Annotated in this window: 18 protein-coding genes; 10 read left to right on the plus strand and 8 right to left on the minus strand. The window is 66.6% G+C overall.

Annotation, left to right across the window (positions count from 1 at the left end; all coding sequences use genetic code 11):
• Positions 1-8 precede the first annotated feature (8 nt).
• Positions 9-941 carry an NAD-dependent epimerase/dehydratase family protein gene (locus ACSQ1X_RS04685; RefSeq protein ID WP_436056822.1) on the minus strand — a complete coding sequence of 311 codons (933 nt, stop codon included), beginning with the start codon at positions 939-941 and terminating at the stop codon, positions 9-11.
• An 81-nt stretch (positions 942-1,022) separates the two neighbouring features.
• Entirely contained in the window at positions 1,023-1,928 is a 906-nt protein-coding gene (locus tag ACSQ1X_RS04690; protein WP_436056823.1) for an MSMEG_6728 family protein, read from the minus strand.
• A gap of 231 nt (positions 1,929-2,159) precedes the next feature.
• On the opposite strand from ACSQ1X_RS04690, the gene ACSQ1X_RS04695 reads away from it, so the two are divergent.
• Complete coding sequence (locus ACSQ1X_RS04695; protein WP_055799372.1) at positions 2,160-2,747, plus strand: hypothetical protein; 588 nt, start codon at positions 2,160-2,162, stop codon at positions 2,745-2,747.
• 98 nt (positions 2,748-2,845) lie between these two features.
• On the opposite strand, the gene ACSQ1X_RS04700 is transcribed toward ACSQ1X_RS04695, so the two are convergent.
• Both ACSQ1X_RS04700 and ACSQ1X_RS04705 read right to left on the minus strand, forming a co-directional pair.
• Positions 2,846-3,538: a transglycosylase family protein gene (locus tag ACSQ1X_RS04700; RefSeq protein WP_436056824.1), complete on the minus strand. Its 693-nt coding sequence runs from the start codon at positions 3,536-3,538 to the stop codon at positions 2,846-2,848.
• A gap of 253 nt (positions 3,539-3,791) precedes the next feature.
• Positions 3,792-6,386 carry an ABC transporter gene (locus tag ACSQ1X_RS04705; protein WP_436056825.1) on the minus strand — a complete coding sequence of 865 codons (2,595 nt, stop codon included), beginning with the start codon at positions 6,384-6,386 and terminating at the stop codon, positions 3,792-3,794.
• A 48-nt stretch (positions 6,387-6,434) separates the two neighbouring features.
• On the opposite strand from ACSQ1X_RS04705, the gene ACSQ1X_RS04710 reads away from it, so the two are divergent.
• The 6 genes from ACSQ1X_RS04710 to ACSQ1X_RS04735 all read left to right on the plus strand — a co-directional run bounded on the left by ACSQ1X_RS04710 (position 6,435) and on the right by ACSQ1X_RS04735 (position 13,327).
• Positions 6,435-7,547, plus strand: a complete 1,113-nt coding sequence (locus tag ACSQ1X_RS04710; RefSeq protein ID WP_436056826.1) for an adenosine deaminase — start codon at positions 6,435-6,437, stop codon at positions 7,545-7,547.
• Between the two features lie 260 nt (positions 7,548-7,807).
• Positions 7,808-10,105 (plus strand): FdhF/YdeP family oxidoreductase, encoded by a 2,298-nt coding sequence (locus ACSQ1X_RS04715; RefSeq protein WP_436056827.1) that lies wholly within the window; start codon positions 7,808-7,810, stop codon positions 10,103-10,105.
• Positions 10,106-10,117: 12 nt separating this feature from the next.
• Positions 10,118-10,942, plus strand: a complete 825-nt coding sequence (locus tag ACSQ1X_RS04720; protein ID WP_055799363.1) for an alpha/beta fold hydrolase — start codon at positions 10,118-10,120, stop codon at positions 10,940-10,942.
• A gap of 29 nt (positions 10,943-10,971) precedes the next feature.
• Positions 10,972-11,355: a hypothetical protein gene (locus ACSQ1X_RS04725; protein WP_436056828.1), complete on the plus strand. Its 384-nt coding sequence runs from the start codon at positions 10,972-10,974 to the stop codon at positions 11,353-11,355.
• A 194-nt stretch (positions 11,356-11,549) separates the two neighbouring features.
• Positions 11,550-12,440: a pullulanase X25 domain-containing protein gene (locus ACSQ1X_RS04730; protein ID WP_436056829.1), complete on the plus strand. Its 891-nt coding sequence runs from the start codon at positions 11,550-11,552 to the stop codon at positions 12,438-12,440.
• Between the two features lie 92 nt (positions 12,441-12,532).
• Positions 12,533-13,327, plus strand: a complete 795-nt coding sequence (locus ACSQ1X_RS04735; protein WP_436056830.1) for an alpha/beta fold hydrolase — start codon at positions 12,533-12,535, stop codon at positions 13,325-13,327.
• 41 nt (positions 13,328-13,368) lie between these two features.
• On the opposite strand, the gene ACSQ1X_RS04740 is transcribed toward ACSQ1X_RS04735, so the two are convergent.
• From ACSQ1X_RS04740 to ACSQ1X_RS04750, 3 genes are all read right to left on the minus strand, one after another.
• Complete coding sequence (locus ACSQ1X_RS04740; protein ID WP_055799355.1) at positions 13,369-13,599, minus strand: hypothetical protein; 231 nt, start codon at positions 13,597-13,599, stop codon at positions 13,369-13,371.
• Between the two features lie 45 nt (positions 13,600-13,644).
• Positions 13,645-15,522, minus strand: a complete 1,878-nt coding sequence (locus ACSQ1X_RS04745; RefSeq protein ID WP_436056831.1) for an alpha-glucosidase — start codon at positions 15,520-15,522, stop codon at positions 13,645-13,647.
• A gap of 88 nt (positions 15,523-15,610) precedes the next feature.
• The gene (locus ACSQ1X_RS04750; RefSeq protein ID WP_436056832.1) at positions 15,611-16,873 is read right to left on the minus strand and encodes a mechanosensitive ion channel family protein; all 1,263 of its coding nucleotides are present in this window, start codon (positions 16,871-16,873) and stop codon (positions 15,611-15,613) included.
• Positions 16,874-17,033: 160 nt separating this feature from the next.
• Between ACSQ1X_RS04750 and ACSQ1X_RS04755 the strand changes: the two genes are divergently transcribed.
• A complete protein-coding gene (locus tag ACSQ1X_RS04755) occupies positions 17,034-17,762 on the plus strand; it encodes a hypothetical protein (protein WP_055799351.1) in 729 nt (242 codons plus the stop codon).
• A gap of 127 nt (positions 17,763-17,889) precedes the next feature.
• Here the strand turns inward: ACSQ1X_RS04755 and ACSQ1X_RS04760 are convergent, their stop codons facing one another.
• Positions 17,890-18,264 (minus strand): hypothetical protein, encoded by a 375-nt coding sequence (locus tag ACSQ1X_RS04760; RefSeq protein ID WP_436056833.1) that lies wholly within the window; start codon positions 18,262-18,264, stop codon positions 17,890-17,892.
• Between the two features lie 16 nt (positions 18,265-18,280).
• On the opposite strand from ACSQ1X_RS04760, the gene ACSQ1X_RS04765 reads away from it, so the two are divergent.
• Positions 18,281-18,805, plus strand: a complete 525-nt coding sequence (locus tag ACSQ1X_RS04765) for a hypothetical protein (protein WP_436056834.1) — start codon at positions 18,281-18,283, stop codon at positions 18,803-18,805.
• Positions 18,806-18,923: 118 nt separating this feature from the next.
• Positions 18,924-20,117: an acylphosphatase gene (locus ACSQ1X_RS04770; RefSeq protein WP_436056835.1), complete on the plus strand. Its 1,194-nt coding sequence runs from the start codon at positions 18,924-18,926 to the stop codon at positions 20,115-20,117.
• Positions 20,118-20,134: the final 17 nt, after the last annotated feature.

Here is a 20,134-nt window from a genome sequence, read left to right on the forward strand (position 1 = left end):
CAGCTGCATCACGGATGCCTGACGCCTTCGCCGGCGAGGATGGAGCGGTACCCCTCACGGAAGGTGGGGTAGGCAAACTCAAACCCGGTGCTGCGGAGCAGCGCATTGCTGCACCGCTTGTTCCCGCCCCGGGACGGCTCGCCGCCGCCGGAACCGCCACCGGAACCACCGGAACCACCGGAACCACCCGAAACGTCCGACGCCGGCAGCGGCAGTCCCAGCTCGTCGGCCAGGAATCGCTGGACCTCGCCGAGCTCCGCGGGATCGTTGTCCACGCCGAGGTACACGGGAGCGGGCTCGGCGGCCATGGTGCATAAATGCACGATGGCCGCGGCAGCGTCGTCCCGGTGGATGCGGTTGGTGTAGCGGGGTTCCGCCGGTGCCGTGGCAGCGCCGGACCGGACTTGGTCGATCAGCCGGGTCCGCCCCGGCCCGTAAATGCCACCCAGCCGCAGAACCACGGGAGAGATTCCGGTGCCGAGCAGCCGCTGGTGCAGCAGATCCTCCGCCTCGCGGATGATGCGGCCGGAGAATCCGACGGGCGCCGGCGTCGTGCGTTCATCCACCCAGCCGCCGCCAGCGTCGCCGTAAACGGCGGTGGAGGAGACGAACAACACGCGCCGAAGCAGCGAAGGTGACGCCGCGCCGTCGTGATTCCGGTCGCGGGCCAGCGCATCCAGGACGTTCGACAGCCCGTCCACGTAGGCGGCCCGGTAAGCCTCTTCGGTGGGGGAGGAGGCAGCGACGGCGACGACGACGGCGGTGGTGTCCGCCGGGATGGGCGGGAGCGGCGGGACGGTCAGGTCAGCCCTGGCACCCTCGATGGCCGCCGGAAGGTTGTCCGGCGAGCGTCGCCAGCCCACCACGCGGTGGCCGGCGGCCGCGAAACGCAGCCCGGCCTCGGTACCAAGATCGCCGCAGCCGGCCAGAAGAACAGTCATAGGGGTCAGTCTGCCAGAGCGGTGGCCAAGGCTCGGCAGCGGCGCCGCCCGCAGCTCGCCGGAGCGGCGCCGGAACCTGAGCTACGGCGCCGGAACCGGGAAGAACAGCCGCGGGTCCTGCAGCAGGGCGGGGTAGTCGAACGATGAGCGTTCCACGACCTCGGTCACCTGGAAGTTGCGGGCGAAGCGGCCGTCCACCGTAATGGGACGGCCCTGCACCTTGCCCAGCGCAAAGGTGGCGCCCCCATTGAACGGAACCGCGAGTGCCGTGTTGCCGGGGAGCGTGCGGAAGGCCTCCTCCTGCTGCTGGCGCTTCTTCGTGGGCTTCTTCACGAGCTGCTTGGGGGGCCGCTTCTTCGGGTTCTTGGCTGGGCGGCGCGAGTCGGTGTCTGCATAGACGAACTCGTATTCGTCGGCCTGGGCGGCAGCCTTCGCGGCGCGGCCAACTTCGGGGAGGCTCACGACATCCAGCTTTTCAGGGTCGGTGTCTCCCACGTTGGCCCGCAGGATCCAGAGCCGGTCGCCGACCGGATCTTCCGGGAGGAACTCGTGCCGGGGTTCGGGCCAGACATACTCCAGGTCCGCGGGCGTTCCGGGGAACAGTTCGCTGTAGAAACGGGGTTCCTTCTGCAGAAGCCGGGAGCGGTGGCTGAGGTGCAGGTCGGGCTCGCCGAGCCACGGCGGCATGGGGATCTTGGCCGCGTAGGCCGCGTGGTCGGCCTGCGGTGCGAATTCGGCGATCTTGGCGCGGGTGGTGTCTTCGCCGCCGCGGGCGATCCACTCGTCAACCATTGCCAGGCCGTACATGGTCAGGGCGGGGACGTAGCCCATCCACATGCGGATGGCCGGGTGCGACTGCCAGCCGTACTCCGGGATCACCAGCGCACGCAGTGTTTGCAGCGCCTCGACACGCTGCTTGCCGAGCCGGACGCGGTCCAGGACCGCGGCGCTCTGCTGGAAATCTGGATAGGGAAGGAAAGTCTGCATCCTTCAAGTGTGGAGGTGCCGGGGTCCCAGACCAAATGCCGACGACGGCGGCGCACCGCCCCCGCGCCGGCCGTTGAGCCGGCCGTTGATCGGGTAGGCTGTCAGCGGCTGGAGTGAAGTGCGGCGTAGTCTACTGGACCGTATGGTGAGACGACGGAGACAACACGGTCACAATTTGACTAAGATGACCGCAATCAAACCACCCCTCAGCCACCCTCCGGAAGATACGACATGACACTTACTCAAGCAGTTCCGTTCACGCCGAAGTTCGGACAAATGCTGAGCCCGGAAGCCAATGGCATCCTGGTGCTTGATGAATTCACCATCGACCCGGAAGCGGCCCGCAAAGAGCAGCACGGCTTCCGCGCCGCGATCGGCTCTGTGGCCCTCAAACTCCGGCGCATCGTTGCCCTCCGCCTCTTCATCGCCATCGTGGCCATCGCCAACCTGCCGCTGTTCCTGCTGTCCACCGGCTGGTGGATCTACGCCGTCTCCTTGGCCGTTGTGGTGGCCGTGCACGCAGCCGTTTCATGGCTGAACAGCCATGAACCGAAGGTCCGCCAGCGGCACTCGCTTGAACTGCACCTGCACCGGGAACGCAGCGACAACTACCGCAAGGTGCGCGACGCCGTGAAGTTCGTGATCGATTCGCCGGCACGCATGAACGAGCACCTGTACCTGGAACTCCTGGCCGCCAAGCGGGTTGCCCTGCACCTGCACATCGGCACCGTGGCCGTCCTGGACACCAGTGACGACTCCGCCTGGAAAGTACGGATCGTCCGCGAACTGCCCCAGGCGGCTTATACGCAGGCCGCCTAGACAGCAGCGGGAACCAACTAACTTAAGAAACGACGACGCCGGAGCTCCCCGCAAAGGGGATGCTCCGGCGTCGTGGTTAACGCTTTGTTGCCTGAACGTTAGGCGGGCAGCTGCAGGACCTGTCCTTCAAACACCAGATCGGGATCCACGATGGTGTCCGTGTTGGCGTCGGCAAGGGTCTGCCAGCCGCCGGTGATGTTGAGCTTCTCCGCGATGGTGCTCAGCGTGTCCCCGGCAGCAACCGTGTAGGTTTCGCCGCTCACCGGAACCTCGGCTGCGTGGCGGGGTGCGGCCTCAACCGGCGCCTGCGCAGGAACAGCCTGCACCGGAGCAGCTGACTGCACCTGAACTTCTGCGGGCGCCGCCGGAGTCACCGGAACGCTCGGGGCGGGTGCTCCGCCGCCGCCGCTCAGGCCCAGCTTGGCGGCGCAGGCGGGCCAGGCGCCCCAGCCCTGGCTGGCCTGGACATTTTCGGCGACGGCGATCTGCTGCTCGCGGGTGGCGTTTGCCGCCGATCCGGTGCCGCCGTAGGCCGCCCATGTGCTGTCCGTGAACTGCAGGCCGCCGCTGAAACCGTTGCCCGTATTGGTGCTCCAGTTGCCGCCACTCTCACACTGGGCGAGAGCGTCCCAAGTGCTGCCGCTGGTGGCGGTGGGCACGGCCGCGTTGGCAGCTGTGGCGGACAGTGCGAGTCCTGCCGCGGAAACGGCGGCCAGCGTGACTCCGCGACGTGCGGCGGTCCCCAGCTTGGATTTGCCCATGGACGTGTTCGTGCGAGTGGAAGTGTTCATGAAAGTGGATGCTCCTGAGGGCCACCTGCGCTCGGTCCGTCCCCGGACGTTGTCGCGCCACTGCCCGCCCCTGACGAACTAGAGGTCATGTACGGTGTCTGCCGGCCGGGCAGTAACTGGTGGTGGCAGCACCGGGCATTCGTTGTCCCGCTCGGCGGGATTACGTTCCACGCTAGGACAGTGCCGCCCCGTTATCAAATCGAAATAGATACCGGGTGCGGAGTTGCAGGCGGGGCGTGAGCACCGGCACCGGTCAGTGCTGCAGCGCCGTCGCCAGGTACGGCGCCGTCCGGCTCTGCTTGGAACGCGCGACGGCGGCAGGCGTCCCGGACGCCACGATCTCACCGCCCGCATCGCCACCGGCCGGGCCGAGGTCGATTACCCAGTCCGCGGCAGCCACCACGTCCATCTCGTGCTCCACCACAATGACCGTATTTCCGGCGTCCACCAGGCCGTGCAGCTGGGCCATCAGCAACTGGACGTCCGCCGGGTGGAGTCCGGTGGTGGGCTCGTCCAGCAGGTAGAGGGTGTGGCCGCGGCGGGCGCGCTGCAGTTCCGTGGCCAGCTTGATCCGCTGCGCCTCGCCGCCGGAGAGTTCCGTGGCGGGCTGGCCCAGCCGCAGGTAGCCCAGGCCGACATCGCGCAGGGTCTGCAGGCTGCGGGCAGCGGCGGGAACGCCAGCCAGGAATTCCGCCGCGGCATCCACCGTCATGGCCAGCACCTCGGCCACGTTCTTGCCGTTGTAGCTCACCCCAAGAGTTTCCGGGTTGTAGCGCGAACCCGCGCATTCGGGGCAGGGACCATAGCTGCCCGGAAGGAACAGGAGCTCCACCGCCACGAAGCCTTCGCCCAGGCAGGTCTCGCAGCGGCCGCCGGCCACGTTGAAGGAGAACCGCCCGGCGCCGAAACCCCGGGCTCTGGCCTGCTCGGTGGCGGCGAACTCCTTCCGCACCGCGTCGAAGAGCCCGGTGTAGGTGGCCAGGTTGGACCGCGGGGTTCGGCCGATCGGTTTCTGGTCCACCCGGACCAGCCGGTCAATCCGTTCCAGCCCGGAGACCGGGCCCACGGCTTCGGAGACAACCAGCGGCTCTCCGGATCCGGGGTGCGCTTCAGCATCCGGGCCGTCCGCGGTGTCCGCGGCGGCGTCACCGTCGGGCTTCAGCCGGGCTCCGACCACTTCGGCGAGAACCTGGCTGACCAGGGTCGACTTGCCGGAGCCGGAGACGCCGGTCACCGCGGTCAGGATGCCCAGCGGGAACTCTGCGTCGAGATCCCGGAGGTTGTGCCGGGTGATGCCGCGCAGCCCCAGCCAGCCGTCCGCCTCCCTGACCGAACCATCCCGGCGGGCGCCGCCGTCGTTCGTTTCGCCGTCGTTCTTCGCTTTTTCAGAACCGTCCGGGAACAGGAACGGCCGCGTGACGGATGCATCCACATCCGCGAGTCCGGCCACGGGCCCGCTGTACAGGATTTCGCCGCCGCCTTCACCGGCACGAGGGCCAACGTCCACCAGCCAGTCGGCGCGGCGGACCACGTCCATGTTGTGTTCCACCACGAACACCGAATTCCCCGAGGATTTGAGCGCTTCGAGCACGGACTGCAGGGGTTCGGCGTCGGCGGGGTGGAGCCCGGCGGACGGTTCGTCCAGCACGTAGACCACGCCGAAAAGTCCGGAGCGGAGCTGGGTGGCGATCCGCAGGCGCTGCATTTCACCGGGGGAGAGTGTGGGAGTCGCCCGGCCCAGGGCGAGGTAGCCAAGGCCCAGTTCCAGCAGCACGGTGATCCGCAGCAGGAGGTCGCGGGTGATGGCCACTGCCACCTCGTTCGTCTCGCCCGATGCTGCGGCCCGGCTCGCTGTCCCGGCGTCCGTGAGCTGGCTGGTGGGCCGGATCAGCTCTGCCAGTTCGCTCATGGGCACGGCGTTGAGCCCGGCGATGGTGTGGCCCGCGAAGGTCACGGCGAGGGCCTCAGGCGTGAGGCCGCTTCCGCTGCAGCGCTCGCACGGACCCGTTTCCATGAACCGGAGGACGCGCTGGCGCATGGTGTCGCTCTTGGAGTCGGCCAGGGTGTGGAGCACGTAGCTCTTGGCGCTCCAGAAGCGGCCTTTGTACGGTTTGGCCACGCGGTCCCGCTTCGGCGTCACTTCCACCACCGGCTGCTCCTCGGTAAAGAGGATCCAGTCGCGGTGCTTCTTGGGCAGTTTCCGCCACGGCGTGTTGACGTCGTAGCCCAGGTGGCTGAGGATGTCGCGGAGGTTCTTGCCCTGCCACGCGCCGGGCCAGGCCGCGATGGCGCCGTCGGCGATGCTCAGCGAGGTGTCCGGGACCAGGGATGATTCGCTGACCGTGTGGGCAATGCCCAAGCCGTGGCAGACGGGGCAGGCGCCGGCAGCGGTGTTGGGCGAGAAGGCGTCCGAATCCAGCTGGGCCACGCCGTCCGGGTAGGTTCCGGCCCGGGAGAACAGCATGCGCAGCGAGTTGGAGAGAGTGGTCACCGTGCCCACGGTGGAACGGCTGCTCGGTGTGCCGCGCCGCTGTTGGAGCGCGACGGCGGGAGGCAGCCCTGTGATCATCTCCACCTTGGGGTTGTGCCCCTGCTGGATGAGGCGCCGCGCGTACGGGGCAACGGACTCGAAGTAGCGGCGCTGGGCCTCGGCATAAATAGTGCCGAAGGCGAGGGATGACTTGCCGGAACCGGAGACGCCGGTGAACGCCACGATGGCATCGCGCGGAACGTCCACGTCCACGTTGCGCAGGTTGTTTTCCCGGGCTCCGCGCACCCGGACGAATCCATCGGTGGGGTGGTCCGGAGTCAGGAAGGGCACATTGGAAGCCTGCTTGTTATGTTGCATTGATTCGACTCTATCGGTGTCAGGGCGCTCCGGGCATATCCTTACCGGATGGAAACTTACGACGGCGCGCCCGAACCCGGCGGCGTGCCAGCACTCAGTGATGCTCCCATTTCCGAAGCTGACGAGGCTGCGGCTCCCGTGCCCGATGCTGAAGAAGCTGCGGCCGTCGTCGAACAGCCCGTCAAGCTGTTGCCGGTGGCGGAGCTACACCTCCACATAGAGGGGACCCTGGAGCCTGAGTTGATTTTCGCCCTCGCTGAGCGGAACGGCATCGAGCTGCCGTATGCGGACCTCGACGAGCTGCGTGCCCGCTACGAGTTCACGGACCTGCAGTCCTTCCTGGACCTGTACTACGCCAACATGGCCGTGCTGCAGACGGAGCAGGACTTCGCGGACATGACCCGTGCCTACCTGGAGCGTGCGGCGGCCGCGGGAGTGCGGCACGCTGAAATCATGGTGGACCCGCAGGCCCACGTGTCCCGCGGGGTCCCGCTGGAAACCTGCGTGAACGGGGTTGCCTCCGTGCTGGCGAACTCCCTGGCGGAGTTCGGGGTATCCACCCTGCTCATCGCCGCGTTCCTGCGAGACCTTTCCGAGGAATCGGCCCTGGACGTCCTGGAACAGCTGCTGGCTATGAACGCGCCCATCGCCGGCATCGGCCTGGACTCGGCGGAGGTGGGCAACCCTCCGGCCAAATTCGAACGGCTGTTTGCGCGGGCGAAGGAAGCCGGGCTGCACCGCATAGCGCACGCCGGCGAGGAGGGCCCGCCGTCGTACATTATCGAAGCGCTGGAACTGCTGGACGTGGAGCGGATCGACCACGGCATCCGCTGCATGGAGGACCCCGAACTGGTGGAACACCTCGTCGCGGAGCGCGTGCCGCTGACGGTGTGCCCGTTGTCCAACGTGAGGCTCCGCGCTGTGGACACCCTGGCCGAGCACCCGCTGCCGGCCATGCTTGCCGCGGGACTGAACGTCAGCGTGAACTCGGACGACCCCGCGTACTTCGGCGGCTATGTGGACGACAACTTCGTGCAGTTGCAGACGGTACTGGGGCTCTCCGAGTTTGACCGGGTCCGGCTGGCTTCCAACTCCATCCGGTCCTCGTTCGCGGACGACGAGCGCAAGACCGAGCTGCTCGCGGAGCTCGGCTACTCCTGATCCCTGGCGCTGAAACCAGTTGCGGAAGCGCGGCATGACGGCTCCGGACACTCAGTGCGGGTGGGTTCCATTGTCCGCCCATCCGCATTTTGGTACCAGCACTGGGGTTGCAGGACGAGCGCGGGCCGAATGCTTGCGGGGCCCTGCCATACCTGCTAATCCTGAGGACAGGTCCGGGTCCGTTGGAGGACACTTCTCCAGTCGGGACATCAGTTCACAGCAGCACTGATCAGCAGGTTCCGAGTCAGGGAGGGCGCAGCATGCCGCGCAAGAATCCGCACGTGGAAGAAGCCGACGAAAACAATCTGGAAGTCGGGAAGCCCAAGGACTGGGCCGCGGGTATCCCGGGTGTCTACCATTCGATGCAGCCGGCCCTGAAACACATGGGCGTGGGCCGTGCCGGCAAGACGCTGCTGGGGCTGAACCAGAAGGACGGCTTCGACTGCATGAGCTGTGCCTGGCCGGATCCCGGACACCGCAAGACCTTCGAGTTCTGTGAGCAGGGCGCCAAGGCGGTCACCTGGGAGGCGACGCCGGTGGTGGTGCCGTCCGAGTTCTGGGCGGCGAACCCGGTCACTGAACTGCGGGAGCGGTCCGAGTACTGGCTGGGGATGCAGGGCCGGCTCACCGAGCCGGTGTACAAACCGGCCGGGGACGACCACTACCGGCCGGTCAGCTGGGACGAGGCTTTTTCCATCATCGGCAGCAAGCTCCAGGGCCTGGACAGCCCGGACGGGGCCGCGTTCTACACCAGCGGCCGGACGTCGAACGAGGCCGCGTTCCTTTACCAGCTGTTCGTGCGGGCGTACGGGACCAACAACCTGCCGGACTGCTCCAACATGTGCCACGAATCCTCCGGCTGGGCCATGGGCCAGACCATCGGCGTCGGCAAGGCCACCATCTCCTACGACGACTTCGCCAAGGCGGACCTGATCATCATCATGGGACAGAACCCGGGCAGCAACCATCCCCGAATGCTGACCGCCCTGGAAGAGGCCAAGGAAGCCGGCTGCGAGATCGTGGCCATCAACCCGCTCCCGGAAGCCGGGCTTATGCGGTACAAGAATCCGCAGAAGGTCAACGGCATTCTGGGGCGCGGAACGGAACTGGCGGACCAGTACCTGCAGATCCGGCTCGGCGGCGACATGGCGCTGATGCAGGCCTTGTCCAAGCGGGTGCTCGACGCCGAGTCCAAGCGCCCGGGGAAGGTGCTGGACCACGAGTTCCTCAGGGAGCACTGCGAGGGCCTGGACGAACTCCAGGCGCACCTTGCGTCCCTGCAGGAAACAACCGTGCTTCGCGCTACCGGCCTGAGCAGCATGGAAATCGACGAACTCGCCGAGCGGTATTTGCGGGCCGGGAAGGTGATCATCACCTGGGCCATGGGCATCACGCAGCACAAGAAGGCCGTGCCCACCATAAAGGAGATCATCAACCTGCTGCTGCTCCGCGGAAACATCGGGAAACCCGGTGCCGGAGCGTCACCGATCCGCGGCCACAGCAACGTCCAGGGGGACCGCACCATGGGCATCTGGGAGCAGATGCCGCCGGCTTTCCTGGATGCGCTCGCCAAGGAATTCAGTTTCGAGCCGCCCCGGGAACCCGGCGCTGATGCGGTGGAAACCATCCGTAAAATGCGCGACGGCGGGGTCAAGGTTTTCGTCGCGATGGGCGGAAACTTCGTGGCGGCCATCTCGGACACGCACGCGGCCGAGGCCGCCGTCGCGAACACTGAAATGACGGTGCAGATCTCCACCAAACTCAACCGTTCGCACGCGGTCACAGGCGAGGAAGCCCTGATCCTGCCCACCCTGGGACGGACTGAAATCGACCTGCAGGAAACCGGGCCGCAGTTCGTGTCCGTGGAGGACACGGTTTCCGCCGTGCACGCCTCCGAGGGAAAGGTGAAGCCGGTGGCGCCCGGGCTGCTGTCCGAAGTGGCGATAGTTACCCGGCTTGCCCGGGCCACCGTGGACAGCAGGATCAACGCGGACTGGGCGGGCTTTGAACGGAACTACGACCTCGTCCGGGACCACATCTCGCGCGTGGTGGCCGGCTGCGAGGACTACAACCGGCGGATCCGGGAATGGGGCGGGTTTGTGCTGCCCAACGGGCCGCGGGATTCCCGGACGTTCCGCACCCCCACGGGGAAGGCGATGCTGACCGTCAACCAGTTGGAGCACGTGGAGCGGCCGGCCGGGACGCTGATACTGCAGACCATGCGGTCCCACGACCAGTTCAACACCACCATCTACGGGCACAATGACCGGTACCGCGGAGTGAAGAAGGGCCGGGACGTTGTATTCGTCAGCGCGGAAGATATCTCCGAACTAGGACTGGCTGACGGGCAATACGTGGACATCCACGGGGTGTACGACGACGGTACTGAGCGGGTGATCAGGAAGTTCCGGGTGGTGTCCTATCCGACGGCACGCGGATGCGCCGCGGCCTATTACCCGGAAGCAAACGTCCTGGTGCCGTTGGAGAGCGTGGCGGAGGGCAGCCACACGCCCGTCTCCAAAGCGGTGATCGTGCGCCTGGAGCCGAGCCTGGCCTGAACGGAGGCAGTCATGGCCATCATCACCGTGGGCGAAGTCGACCTGTTCTATGAGGAGGCAGGTCGGGGCCCGGGCCTCGTACTGGTGCACGGGTCCTGGGTGGACCACCACGAATGGGATCAGATGGTGCCACTGCTGGTCGGACATTTCCGGGTAGTCAGCTATGAGAGGAGGGGACACAGCAGCAGCTCCGCGCCGGGCCGCCAGGGATCGGTTCACGAGGATGTCGAGGATCTCTTCGGGCTCATCCGCCAGCTGGGCCTTGACCCTGCCGTGGTCGTGGGCAATTCGTTCGGCGGACTGGTTGCGCTGCGCCTGGCCGCGGCCCATCCGGAAGTGGTCGCAGCGATCGTTGTGCATGAACCGCCGGGACTGGGACTGTTGGCTGAAGACCCCGCCCATGCGGAGGTCCTCCGAGGCTTCACCACCCGCGTGGGCGAAGTTGTGGCAGCGCTCAACGCGGGGAACTACGCGCAGGGTGCCGAGCTTTTTGTTGATTCGATTGCGCTGGGTCCCGGAAGCTGGGACCGCCTTCCGGCGAACCAGCAGGAGACGTTTGTCCGGAATGCTCCCACCTTCCGGGACGAGCTCGGCGACCCGGACTCCCTTACCCTCGATCTCGGCCAGTTACAGAACTACACCGGCCCGGTCCTCCTGACACAGGGCGAGCAGAGCCCGCTGATGTTTGCCGCGGTCATGGACCGCATCCACGATGCGTTGCCGCACGCCCAGCGCCTCACCTGCACCGGTGCCGGCCACATCCCGCACCTGACACACCCGCAGGACTATGCAGAATCCGTGATCAAATACGCCGTCCAGGACGACGGCGCATCCTGACAGAACCCCGAATGCCCCGGGAGGGCAGCATGAGTGATTTCCTTGTCTACCTCGATACGTCCGACGTTCAGCCAGGGAAGCTTGGCGAGCTCAAGGTCGCCATGGAGGACCTTGCCAGCTTTGTCGAAGCCAATGAGCCACGGATCATCGCCTATGACGTCTACTTTTCGGACGACGGCACCCGCATGAACGTCCTCCAGGTCCACCAGGACCTGGCGTCGCTGGAGTTCCACCTGGAGGTGGCCGGACCGCGGTTCCCTCCGATTGCGCCCCTCGTCCGGCTCCGGACCATCGAAATCTTCGGTGCGGTCAACGAAGAGCTGGTCAAACAGCTCGAAGCGAAGACGCAATTGCTGGGCGGCACCGTCATTATCCGCAACCTCCACACAGGCTTCGCTCGGGTGGCGGTTTGACGAAAACGAGCCCGGGCGCCTTGTCAACAGGCCCAAAGTCCTGATGTTTCCGCCGATCAGCTGAGACCCTAAGATCACTTGTGCCGCATTCGGCGTCATAGTCGGTCACGACACACGTTGTTAACGCCCATAGTCGCCTCTAGTTACAGTTCACTGGCAAAATGCTGAGTGATCACCTGCTCGAAAGGACAAATATGCCCACGGCTATTGCAGACACCACCACTGTTCGACTCAAATCAGTGCTCGACATCCTCGCGGAAAGCGTCCTGTCAGGCGAGACCCTCGGCGCGGGCGCAGTCCTGGCCCAGGCCACGGTCCGGGTACCGCTGAACGAGAAGGAAAGTGAGCTGCTCAGCGGAGGCATCCCCCGGGGACACAAGGCGCTGACCACCGCCACCAGCAAGCTCGTGAAGGCAGGCTGGCTCGTCAAGGGACGCAGCGGCTGGACCATCACCGACGACGGCCTCCGCGCCACCGTTGCGTTCCCGGATCCGGACACCTTTGCCACGGCCCTTGCCGAAGGCACCCCGGTGCCGGCTGACGTACCGGTTCCCACGGAGCTCCCCGCCAAGGCTGCAGCCCCGAAGGCTGCCGCGAAAGCTCCCAAGGCCGCCCCGAAGAAAAAGGCGCCGTCCAAGGCTGCCAAGGTGGTTGAAAAGGCTGCCGAGCTGATTGAAGATGCAGTGGCGCCGGTGGCGAAGGCCGTGCGCACGCGCAAGGCTGCTGCCAAGCCGGCCAAGGCCAGCGAGGAAACGCCGGCAGAGGCTCCCAGTGTTGAATCGATCGACCAGCCGGAGGCAGTTGCCATCGCGGGCGACTTCAATGTGCTCCTGGGTGCACCGGCAAACTGGGCGCCGCAGTACGACGAATCGCAGATGACGCTGGATGCAGTGGACCAGCTGTGGAAGCTCACCACCGAACTTCCCGCCGGGCACTACACGTTCAAGATCGCGCTCAACCGTTCCTGGGACGAGAACTACGGCGCGTTCGGTGCGTTTGACGGTGCAAACCACGAACTCCACCACCCCGGTGGCCGGATCACCTTCAACTACGATCACCGGACCAGGGACATCACCCTGATCTGAGGCCCAACCGCTGCACTTGTCCTGTAGGCAGCTGACCCTGATCGGCCTAGAATCAACCCATCAGGGTCAGCTCCATAAAGGAGCGGTGCGGCATGGACACCGTTGACATTTCAGGACTGCGGATCGGCTACCAGCGCGCGGGCCAAGGCCCTCCGCTGGTGCTTCTTCACGGCGCCTACGAGGACAGCCGCAGCTGGCGGCAGCAGCTGGAGGGGCTCTCCGACGAGTTCACCGTCATTGCCTGGGATGCCCCGGGCTGCGGCCGGTCCGACGATCCTCCGGCGGACTTCTCCGGCAAGGAACTGGGAGATGTGCTTGCCGGCTTCCTCCGCGAGGTAGCGCCGCGGAAACCGCATGTCCTTGGGCTGTCCTGGGGATCCGGGGTTGCCTTGGAGCTGTACCGCGGCCACCCCAACATGGCAGCGTCCCTGCTGCTGGTTTCGGCCTATGCCGGCTGGGCCGGCTCGCTGCCGCCGGAGGAAGTCGAGCGCAGGTACGCCCAGATCCTGGCCGAGCTGGACCAGCCGCCCGAGCAATTCATCCCTGTGTGGATGCCCACGCTGTTCACCGCGCGGGCGGATCCCGCCGTCGTCGAAGAAGCCGGCGCCATCATGGCCGACTTCCATCCCGCCGGAATGCGGGCAATGCTGAGCGCAAGCGGCCACGCAGACTACCGCGACGTGCTTCCCGGCATCAAAGTGCCCACTCTGCTGCTTTACGGCGAAAAAGACGTGCGATCGCCGCTGGCGGTGGCGCACGAGATGCACCGCCAGATTCCAGGTGCACAGCTCACGGTGATTCCCGACGTCGGGCATATGGTCGCCGCTGAAACGCCGGCGGCGTTCAATGCCGAAGTCCGCCGGTTCCTGCACAGCATCGGTGATTGAGCCGTCCCCGGTGATTGAGCCTGGGATCGGGGAGTGAAATCCTAGAACCGCGTGGGGTCGGGATTCGGCGACGGCGGCACCGGCGGCATGGGACCCGGGTCCGGGATCGGCAGCGGACCGGGCGCCGGGGTCGGCTCCGGCCCGGGGTGCGGCGGGCGGGGCTCCGTGGGGTCCGGCCTGCTGGGCGGGAACGGATTGTCCGGATCCGGCGGGCCGGTGGGTCCAGGCTCCGGTGGGAACGGATCCGGCTCCGGCAGCGGTGGAATGGTCATGATGCTCTCCTTGCTTCGCTGGTTAACGGCCTTGAGGATGACGGTTCAGTTGTTGTGTTGCCGGCGGAAGACCTTCAGTTCCCAGGGGCGCAGCGTAATCGCAGCGTGCGTCCCGGTTCCGTGTGTCCCGGCGTCGTCGGTTGGGTAGTTTCCGAGGATCAGCTCGGCCGGGTAGTGGCCCAGCTCGGGCTCATCCGCACCAGCTTCGGTATCGCCCCAGCCGCCGCCGTCGAGCTCCACGGTCCGGTCCTCCCCGGAGAAGTTGCCCAGCACCAGCAACTGGACGCCGGGCCCCGTGGTAGAACCGGGCCCCGTGGACGGAGCCGGCAGTGACCGCCGGAAGGCGTACACGTGCTCGTCATTCGGCAGCAGCATGGTGAAATCGCCTTCCGCCACCACAGGCTCGGCGTGCCGCAGGGCGATGACCTGGCGGTAGAAGCTGAAGACGGAGTCCGGGTTGTCCTCCTGCTCCGCGGCGTTGATGTGGCTGGTGTTCGGGTTGACCGCGATCCACGGCGCGCCGGTGGTGAACCCGCCGTGCCGGGTGGCGTCCCACTGCACCGGGGTGCGGGCGTTGTCCCGGTTCAGCGGTGCCAGGGCGGCCAGGACGTCGGCATCGGTGTGGCCCAGATGGGTGGTGGCTTCGCGGTGGTGGTTGAGCACCTCGATGTCGCGGTAGTCGCTGATGGCGCCGAAGCTCATGTTGGTCATGCCCAGTTCCTCGCCCTGGTACACGTACGGCGTACCGCGGTGCAGGTGCAGGATGCCGGCCAGCATCTTGGCGGAGAGTTCGCGGTACTGCCCGTCGTCGCCGAAGCGGGACACTGCGCGGGCCTGGTCGTGGTTGCCCCAGTAGAGGCTGTTCCAGCCGCGCCCGGCCAAGGCTTCCTGCCAGCGGCCCAGGGACTTCTTCAGGTCCGTCAGCAGCAGCTTCTTGGGCCGCCACTTGTTGCCGTCCTCCTGGTCCAGCGCCACGTGCTCGAACTGGAACACCATGTCCACCTCGCGCCGCGCGGGGTCTGTGAACAGGATGGCGTCTTCCACGGTGACGCCGGGCATTTCGCCCACGGTCAGCAGCGGCTTGTCGCGGCCGGCGAAGACCTCCAGGTGCATTTCGTGCAGGAATTCGTGGATCCGCGGCCCGGACATGAAGTGCGGGCTGCCGTCGCCGAACAACATGCCGTCCGCCTTCGGCCCGTCCGGCAGCGCGGTGTCCTTGGAGATGAAGTTGATGACGTCCATTCGGAAGCCGTCCACACCGCGGTCCAGCCACCAGTTCATCATGTCGTAGACGGCGGCGCGGACCTCGGGGTTTTCCCAGTTCAGGTCCGGCTGCTTCCGCGAGAACAAGTGGAGGTAGTACTCGCCGGTGGCCTGGTCGAATTCCCAGGCCGGGCCGGAAAACGCCGAACCCCAGTTGTTCGGTTCCGCTCCTGCGCCGCCTGCCGGCTCCGGACGCGGCGGCCGCCACCAGTACCAGTCGCGCTTGGGGCTGTCCTTGGAGGAACGTGATTCCACGAACCACGGGTGCTCGTCCGAGGTGTGGTTGACCACCAGGTCCATCACCAGCTTCATCCCCCGCGAGTGCAGCCCGTCGGTGAGTTCCTTCAGGTCGGCCAGGGTGCCGAAGAGGGGGTCAACGTCGCGGTAGTCGCTGATGTCGTAGCCGTTGTCGTCCTGCGGGGAAGTGTAGATGGGGGAGAGCCAGACGACGTCGACCCCCAACTTTTGCAGGTAGTCCAGCTTGCTGATGATGCCTGGCAGGTCGCCGACGCCGTCGCCGTCGGAGTCCGCAAAGCTGCGCGGATAGATCTGGTAGACCACCGCTTTGTGGAACCAGCCGGGATCCGTGGTCACCTCGTCGTCGTTGTCCGCCGCCTCGCTGACAGGGGGCTCCGTTGCGGGGTCTGCGTGGGTGGTCATGGCCTGGTCTCCTCAGTTGCTTGCGGCTGGTCTGATGATGGGGCTCGGTTTGATTATTGTTCAGATCGGCCGGGCAGGAAAGGGCCCGCTAGTTCCGTGCCGAGAGAGTCTTGTCGCGGTCCTCGAAGACCTCCTCGCCGGGGCCGGTGAACGCCCGGGACCGCTCGATCGCTTCGAGGGAGCCGGTGAAAAGCTGGGAGTCCTGCGGATCTGATTGCTGGCGCGCGTGCACCGGCCGCCCGGGCTCGACAGTCTCGCTGGACTCGACGGCCTCGCGGGCCTCGACTGCGGGCTGCCGGGACATCTCCCGGGCGGGCGCAGGCTGCACAGGTTCCCAGCGCACGTGCGGCAGCGACTCCGGGTGGCCTTGCTGCAGGAGGGTGACCATGGCTTCGCGGATGAGGCAGCGCAGGTCGAAAAGGGCGGCGCTGTCCGCGGCGCTCACCAGGATCCGCACCCGGACGTAGCCGCTGGTGGCATCGGTGATCTGCAGGATTCCCACGCGCTCGTCCCACAGTGCCGTTCCGTCGAGCACGGTCCGCAGTTCGGCCCGCATGTCCTCGATGGGTGCGCGCCAGTCAAGGTCGAACTCCACGGTACCCATCACCTCGGACTGGCGGCGGGTCCAGTTCTCGAACGGCGTGGTGGTGAAGTAGGTGGAGGGCAGGATGAGCCTGCGGTCGTCCCAGATGTGGACCACGACGTAGGTCAGGGTGATCTCCTCGATCCGTCCCCACTCCTTCTGGACCACCACAACATCGTCCACCCGGATCGCGTCGGTGAAAGCGAGCTGCATGCCGGCGAACACGTTCACCAGTGAGGTCTGCGCGGCGAGGCCGGCCACGATGGAGATCACGCCGGCAGAGGCCAGCAGCCCCGCGCCGAGCGCCTGGATCGCGGGGAAGGTCAGCATGACGCTGCCCACCGCCAGCACCACGATGAGCGCAACGGCGATCCGTCGGGCCAGGATCATCTGGGTCCGCAGGCGGCGGGCTCGGCGGTTGTCGGCCACGTCCACGCTGTAGCGGCCGAGGACCAGGGCCTCAACGATCAGCAGCACGGCCACGGCGAGCCAGGCAAGGGAGCCCATGAGGGCAATCAGCAGGAGGTGGTCGACGGCGGACCGCCACCCGCCGTCGTGCGTTGTCAGCGCCAGCGCGATCCGGACGCCGATCAGGCAGAGGGCGAGGCGCAGCGGGAGCCGCGCCACACGGGAAGTGGACTGCAGCTCCGGACGGCGGCGGTTGAGCCGGAGGACGGTCTTGCGGATCAGCCAGGAGAGGACCAGTCCAGCCGCCACTGCGAGCGTCATGGCCAGGAAGGGCATTGCCGGGGTGAGGAATTCTTGCATTGGTTAAGCTCTATCAAGCTTCGGGGAAGGGCTGAAATCCGGAGTGCCGTGGGCGTGGCGATAACATTTAGACATCGATTGGATTTATTGCTAGGGCGGAGGCGCGCCGCAGTCCAGAATTGAGGAATTATTCGCGGTCTCATGAGATTCAGGAGAACAGATGCACCGCTCAGCACCCTCGGCCATCGCCGTCTCGGGGGCCCTATGCCTCGCTTTTCTGCTGGTTGCCTGCGGACCGCCGGCCTCGTCACCGTCGACGAGTTCCCCGGCAGCCACCGCCACGTCCACCGCTTCCCCCTCGTCCACGCCAGCCACGAGCGCCACGGCTTCAACGTCGCCGTCCGCTACCCCGGAAGCAGGTTGGAAGTCCTATACGACGGCGGACGGCCTGACCTTTGATTATCCGGAAGACTGGAAGCTCACGGAGGCAGCCGGCGAAGCAGCCCCCGGGGGAGTGTTCGTGAAAATCACCAACGCCAACGGCAAGAACCTTGCCTCCCTCCGGACGAACATGGTCACCGGCTCCGAATGCACCGTAAAGCAGCCGTTCGGTGTGTACGAATCCGTGCCCCTTCCGGCACTGGAACAGAGCGGCAGCGTGCCCCGGTACACCTTCGAGACGAGAACGGACACCACCGCCACGGATCCGAAGCTGATGACGGTGTTCGCCTACGGCATCACCACGGCGCCCGAACCCACCGGGACTGAAGCGTGCCCCATCTTCCACTTCTTCACCTGGCCGCCCAGCGGAGCGATGTTCGGGGGTGCATACGATCCCTTTGACACGACCCCCGGGAACGAGATGCATGTGGACACCCCCGAGGTGTACATGGGCACCCAGGAGTACAAGAACATCAAGAAGATGATCACCTCCCTGCGGCCGGCCTAGGCGGACAGAGCAGAAACGCGACCGTTGCGCACTGCGGGGCAACCTGCGGTGCGCAACGTTTTGGCGGCAACTTGCCCCCGTCCCGCGCGCGTCGCGTCAGGGCGGGGCCACAATGAGTTCCTCAGCTTCATGAGGAGGATTGCATGCGCCGATCACTGAAGCCCGGCTTTCGATCGTCCGGACCGGCACGTCCCGGAGCAGCACCTTCCGGCACAGCAGCCGCTGCGGGCGCCTGCCTCGCAGTGCTTGTGGCAGCCTGCGGGCCGCCGCCTGCTCCGTCCGACGCCGGATCCGCGACAGCCACCGCGTCAGGAGCTTCAGCCAGCGGGACGTCGAGCGCGGCGGCGAACGGGTCTGCGCGCGATACGGCCACCGGATCGGCGAGCGGGACTGCCGTGCCGCCAAGCGCGACGGCGGGCGCCCCGGCGGCGGAACCGGCGCCGTCGGTCGCGTCCCCGAGCCGGTTGCCGTCCCCGACGGCGTCCGGCTGGAAGACGTTCACGACGTCGGACGGTGGCTTGACGTTCGACTACCCGGGCGACTGGACCATTGTGGATCCGGCCGGAAAATCACCGCTCGGCGGCGAACACGTGGACGTCTTGAACGCGGCAGGGAAGCCGATGGCTGTCCTGGAGACCAGGATCGTGACCGGTTCGGAGTGCATCCAGCAGTACCCGTTTGCCGTGCTGGATTCCGAACCCATGACCGCCCTGGCCGAGAAGGGCGTGGCGGACGGGAACGCACCCCGCTTTATGTTCGAGATCCGCGGAGACGCACTGGCGCCCGCCCGGACCGCCGAGACCATCGCGGCCTACGGCATCACGATGGTTCCGGAGGAGATCGGGACGCTGGCATGTCCCATCTTCCTGCTGTTCCGGTGGCCGCCCAGCGGGGCCGTGTTCGGGGCGGGCTACGACCCGGCGAACAACACCACGCCCGGCGATCCGTCGCTCCCGTATTGGGAGAAGGCAAAGCTGTACGTGGAGACGGGCGAGTACCGGAATATCCGGCGGATGATCACCTCGCTGCGGCCCTCGAAGTAGCGTGCGGCGGCCTGTACGGGCTCCTTGACTGGCCCCGTGGGCCCGCGCAGACTCGAATCAGGACACGGTCCGATCAGTAGTCGGGGTTCTGATGTACGCACTGGGGAAGCAGCGGCTCGTGAGCGGTGCGAAGGCAATGGCATCCGCCCTGGCAGCCCTGTGCGCGGCGATATGTGTGGCGCTGTTTGTCGTGATGGGCCTGGCCGCCTGCACGCCGCTGCCGAACGAGGAACCGACGTCCACAGCAACTACCGCGCCGCCCACTGCTACACGTCCCCTCCCCAGTGACGGCGGCCCTGCCGAAAGTAAGCCCGGCGCCGGACCTGGCCCGTTCCCGACGCTGCGCCCCACTTCAACCCCGCGTCCCACCTCCACCGCCTTCGAACGGGCCAGGCGGGCCAAGGAAATCCTGGAGACCTGTGTCCGGGGCGAGCTGACCTTCAGGCCGCCGTCGCCCATGCGGCAGGGGGAGACCAGGGAGTTCGTCCTGCACGTCACCCTGGGCGACCCCGGCGCGGGCCATGAGAAGAACATCCCCGGACCCAACCCGGTGCAGACCCGTGCGCCCATTGTGTGCGAAGAGATGCGCGCTGACCTGTCCGGACCGGGCATAACCGTTGAGAGGGCCGGAAATCCCAGCGGCGAGATGCTGGTCCCGGAACAAGGCGTTGCGGAGTGGCGCTGGTGGATCACGCCCAAGGATCCGGGGCGGAAAACCATGACCCTGCAGCTGTTTGCCACCGCCGAGGACGGGCCGGACCTGAGCCTGGAGACGTTCCGGGAGGACATCCAGGTGGAGATTGAGCTGGGCTACGTGCTGAGTTCACTCGTGAAGGACTGGGCGCAACCGCTAGGCGTGACCATCCCGGTGCTCGTCGCTGCCATTGGCGCCGTCCTGGTGTGGTCGCGGTCCAAGCATGGCAAGGCCAAGCACGCCGCGAGCACAATGCCCGTGGACCGGCCGGGTGGGGAGCAGAACCCCCCGCCGCGAGGCTACATTGGAACCATGGCTCACGCAGCAGATAAGGACTTGGGGCCGGACGTCCGCCTGCAGGCCCGCGTCGAGGGGGTCGTCCAGGCGGTCGGCTTCCGGTACTGGACCGTGCGGAAGGCTGAGGAACTCTCGCTGACCGGAACGGTGAAGAACGACGTCGACGGTACCGTCGCCGTCGTCGTCGAAGGCCCGCAGGCGATGGTTCTGGAGTTCCGGCGCTGGCTGAGGTCCAGCGACGCGCCGGGGCGCGTGGACCACGTGGAGGAATCGGTATCGCCCGCAACGGGCGAGTTCAGCAACTTCGACGTGGTGTACTGAGCCGGAACAAGGTCACT

This window comes from Arthrobacter sp. LjRoot78 (assembly GCF_964254335.1).
Classification (GTDB): Bacteria; Actinomycetota; Actinomycetes; order Actinomycetales; family Micrococcaceae; genus Arthrobacter.

What these genes read in the sequence shown, in the direction of transcription:
- ACSQ1X_RS04695 (WP_055799372.1), top strand. Translation starts at nt 2,160, where the DNA reads ATGACACTTACTCAAGCAGTTCCGTTCACGCCGAAGTTCGGACAAATG.
- ACSQ1X_RS04730 (WP_436056829.1), top strand. Translation starts at nt 11,550, where the DNA reads ATGCCCACGGCTATTGCAGACACCACCACTGTTCGACTCAAATCAGTG.
- ACSQ1X_RS04740 (WP_055799355.1), bottom strand. Translation starts at nt 13,599, where the DNA reads ATGACCATTCCACCGCTGCCGGAGCCGGATCCGTTCCCACCGGAGCCT.
- ACSQ1X_RS04710 (WP_436056826.1), top strand. Translation starts at nt 6,435, where the DNA reads ATGGAAACTTACGACGGCGCGCCCGAACCCGGCGGCGTGCCAGCACTC.
- ACSQ1X_RS04735 (WP_436056830.1), top strand. Translation starts at nt 12,533, where the DNA reads ATGGACACCGTTGACATTTCAGGACTGCGGATCGGCTACCAGCGCGCG.
- ACSQ1X_RS04705 (WP_436056825.1), bottom strand. Translation starts at nt 6,386, where the DNA reads ATGCAACATAACAAGCAGGCTTCCAATGTGCCCTTCCTGACTCCGGAC.
- ACSQ1X_RS04690 (WP_436056823.1), bottom strand. Translation starts at nt 1,928, where the DNA reads ATGCAGACTTTCCTTCCCTATCCAGATTTCCAGCAGAGCGCCGCGGTC.
- ACSQ1X_RS04725 (WP_436056828.1), top strand. Translation starts at nt 10,972, where the DNA reads ATGAGTGATTTCCTTGTCTACCTCGATACGTCCGACGTTCAGCCAGGG.
- ACSQ1X_RS04750 (WP_436056832.1), bottom strand. Translation starts at nt 16,873, where the DNA reads ATGCAAGAATTCCTCACCCCGGCAATGCCCTTCCTGGCCATGACGCTC.
- ACSQ1X_RS04755 (WP_055799351.1), top strand. Translation starts at nt 17,034, where the DNA reads ATGCACCGCTCAGCACCCTCGGCCATCGCCGTCTCGGGGGCCCTATGC.
- ACSQ1X_RS04745 (WP_436056831.1), bottom strand. Translation starts at nt 15,522, where the DNA reads ATGACCACCCACGCAGACCCCGCAACGGAGCCCCCTGTCAGCGAGGCG.
- ACSQ1X_RS04685 (WP_436056822.1), bottom strand. Translation starts at nt 941, where the DNA reads ATGACTGTTCTTCTGGCCGGCTGCGGCGATCTTGGTACCGAGGCCGGG.
- ACSQ1X_RS04715 (WP_436056827.1), top strand. Translation starts at nt 7,808, where the DNA reads ATGCCGCGCAAGAATCCGCACGTGGAAGAAGCCGACGAAAACAATCTG.
- ACSQ1X_RS04700 (WP_436056824.1), bottom strand. Translation starts at nt 3,538, where the DNA reads ATGAACACTTCCACTCGCACGAACACGTCCATGGGCAAATCCAAGCTG.
- ACSQ1X_RS04720 (WP_055799363.1), top strand. Translation starts at nt 10,118, where the DNA reads ATGGCCATCATCACCGTGGGCGAAGTCGACCTGTTCTATGAGGAGGCA.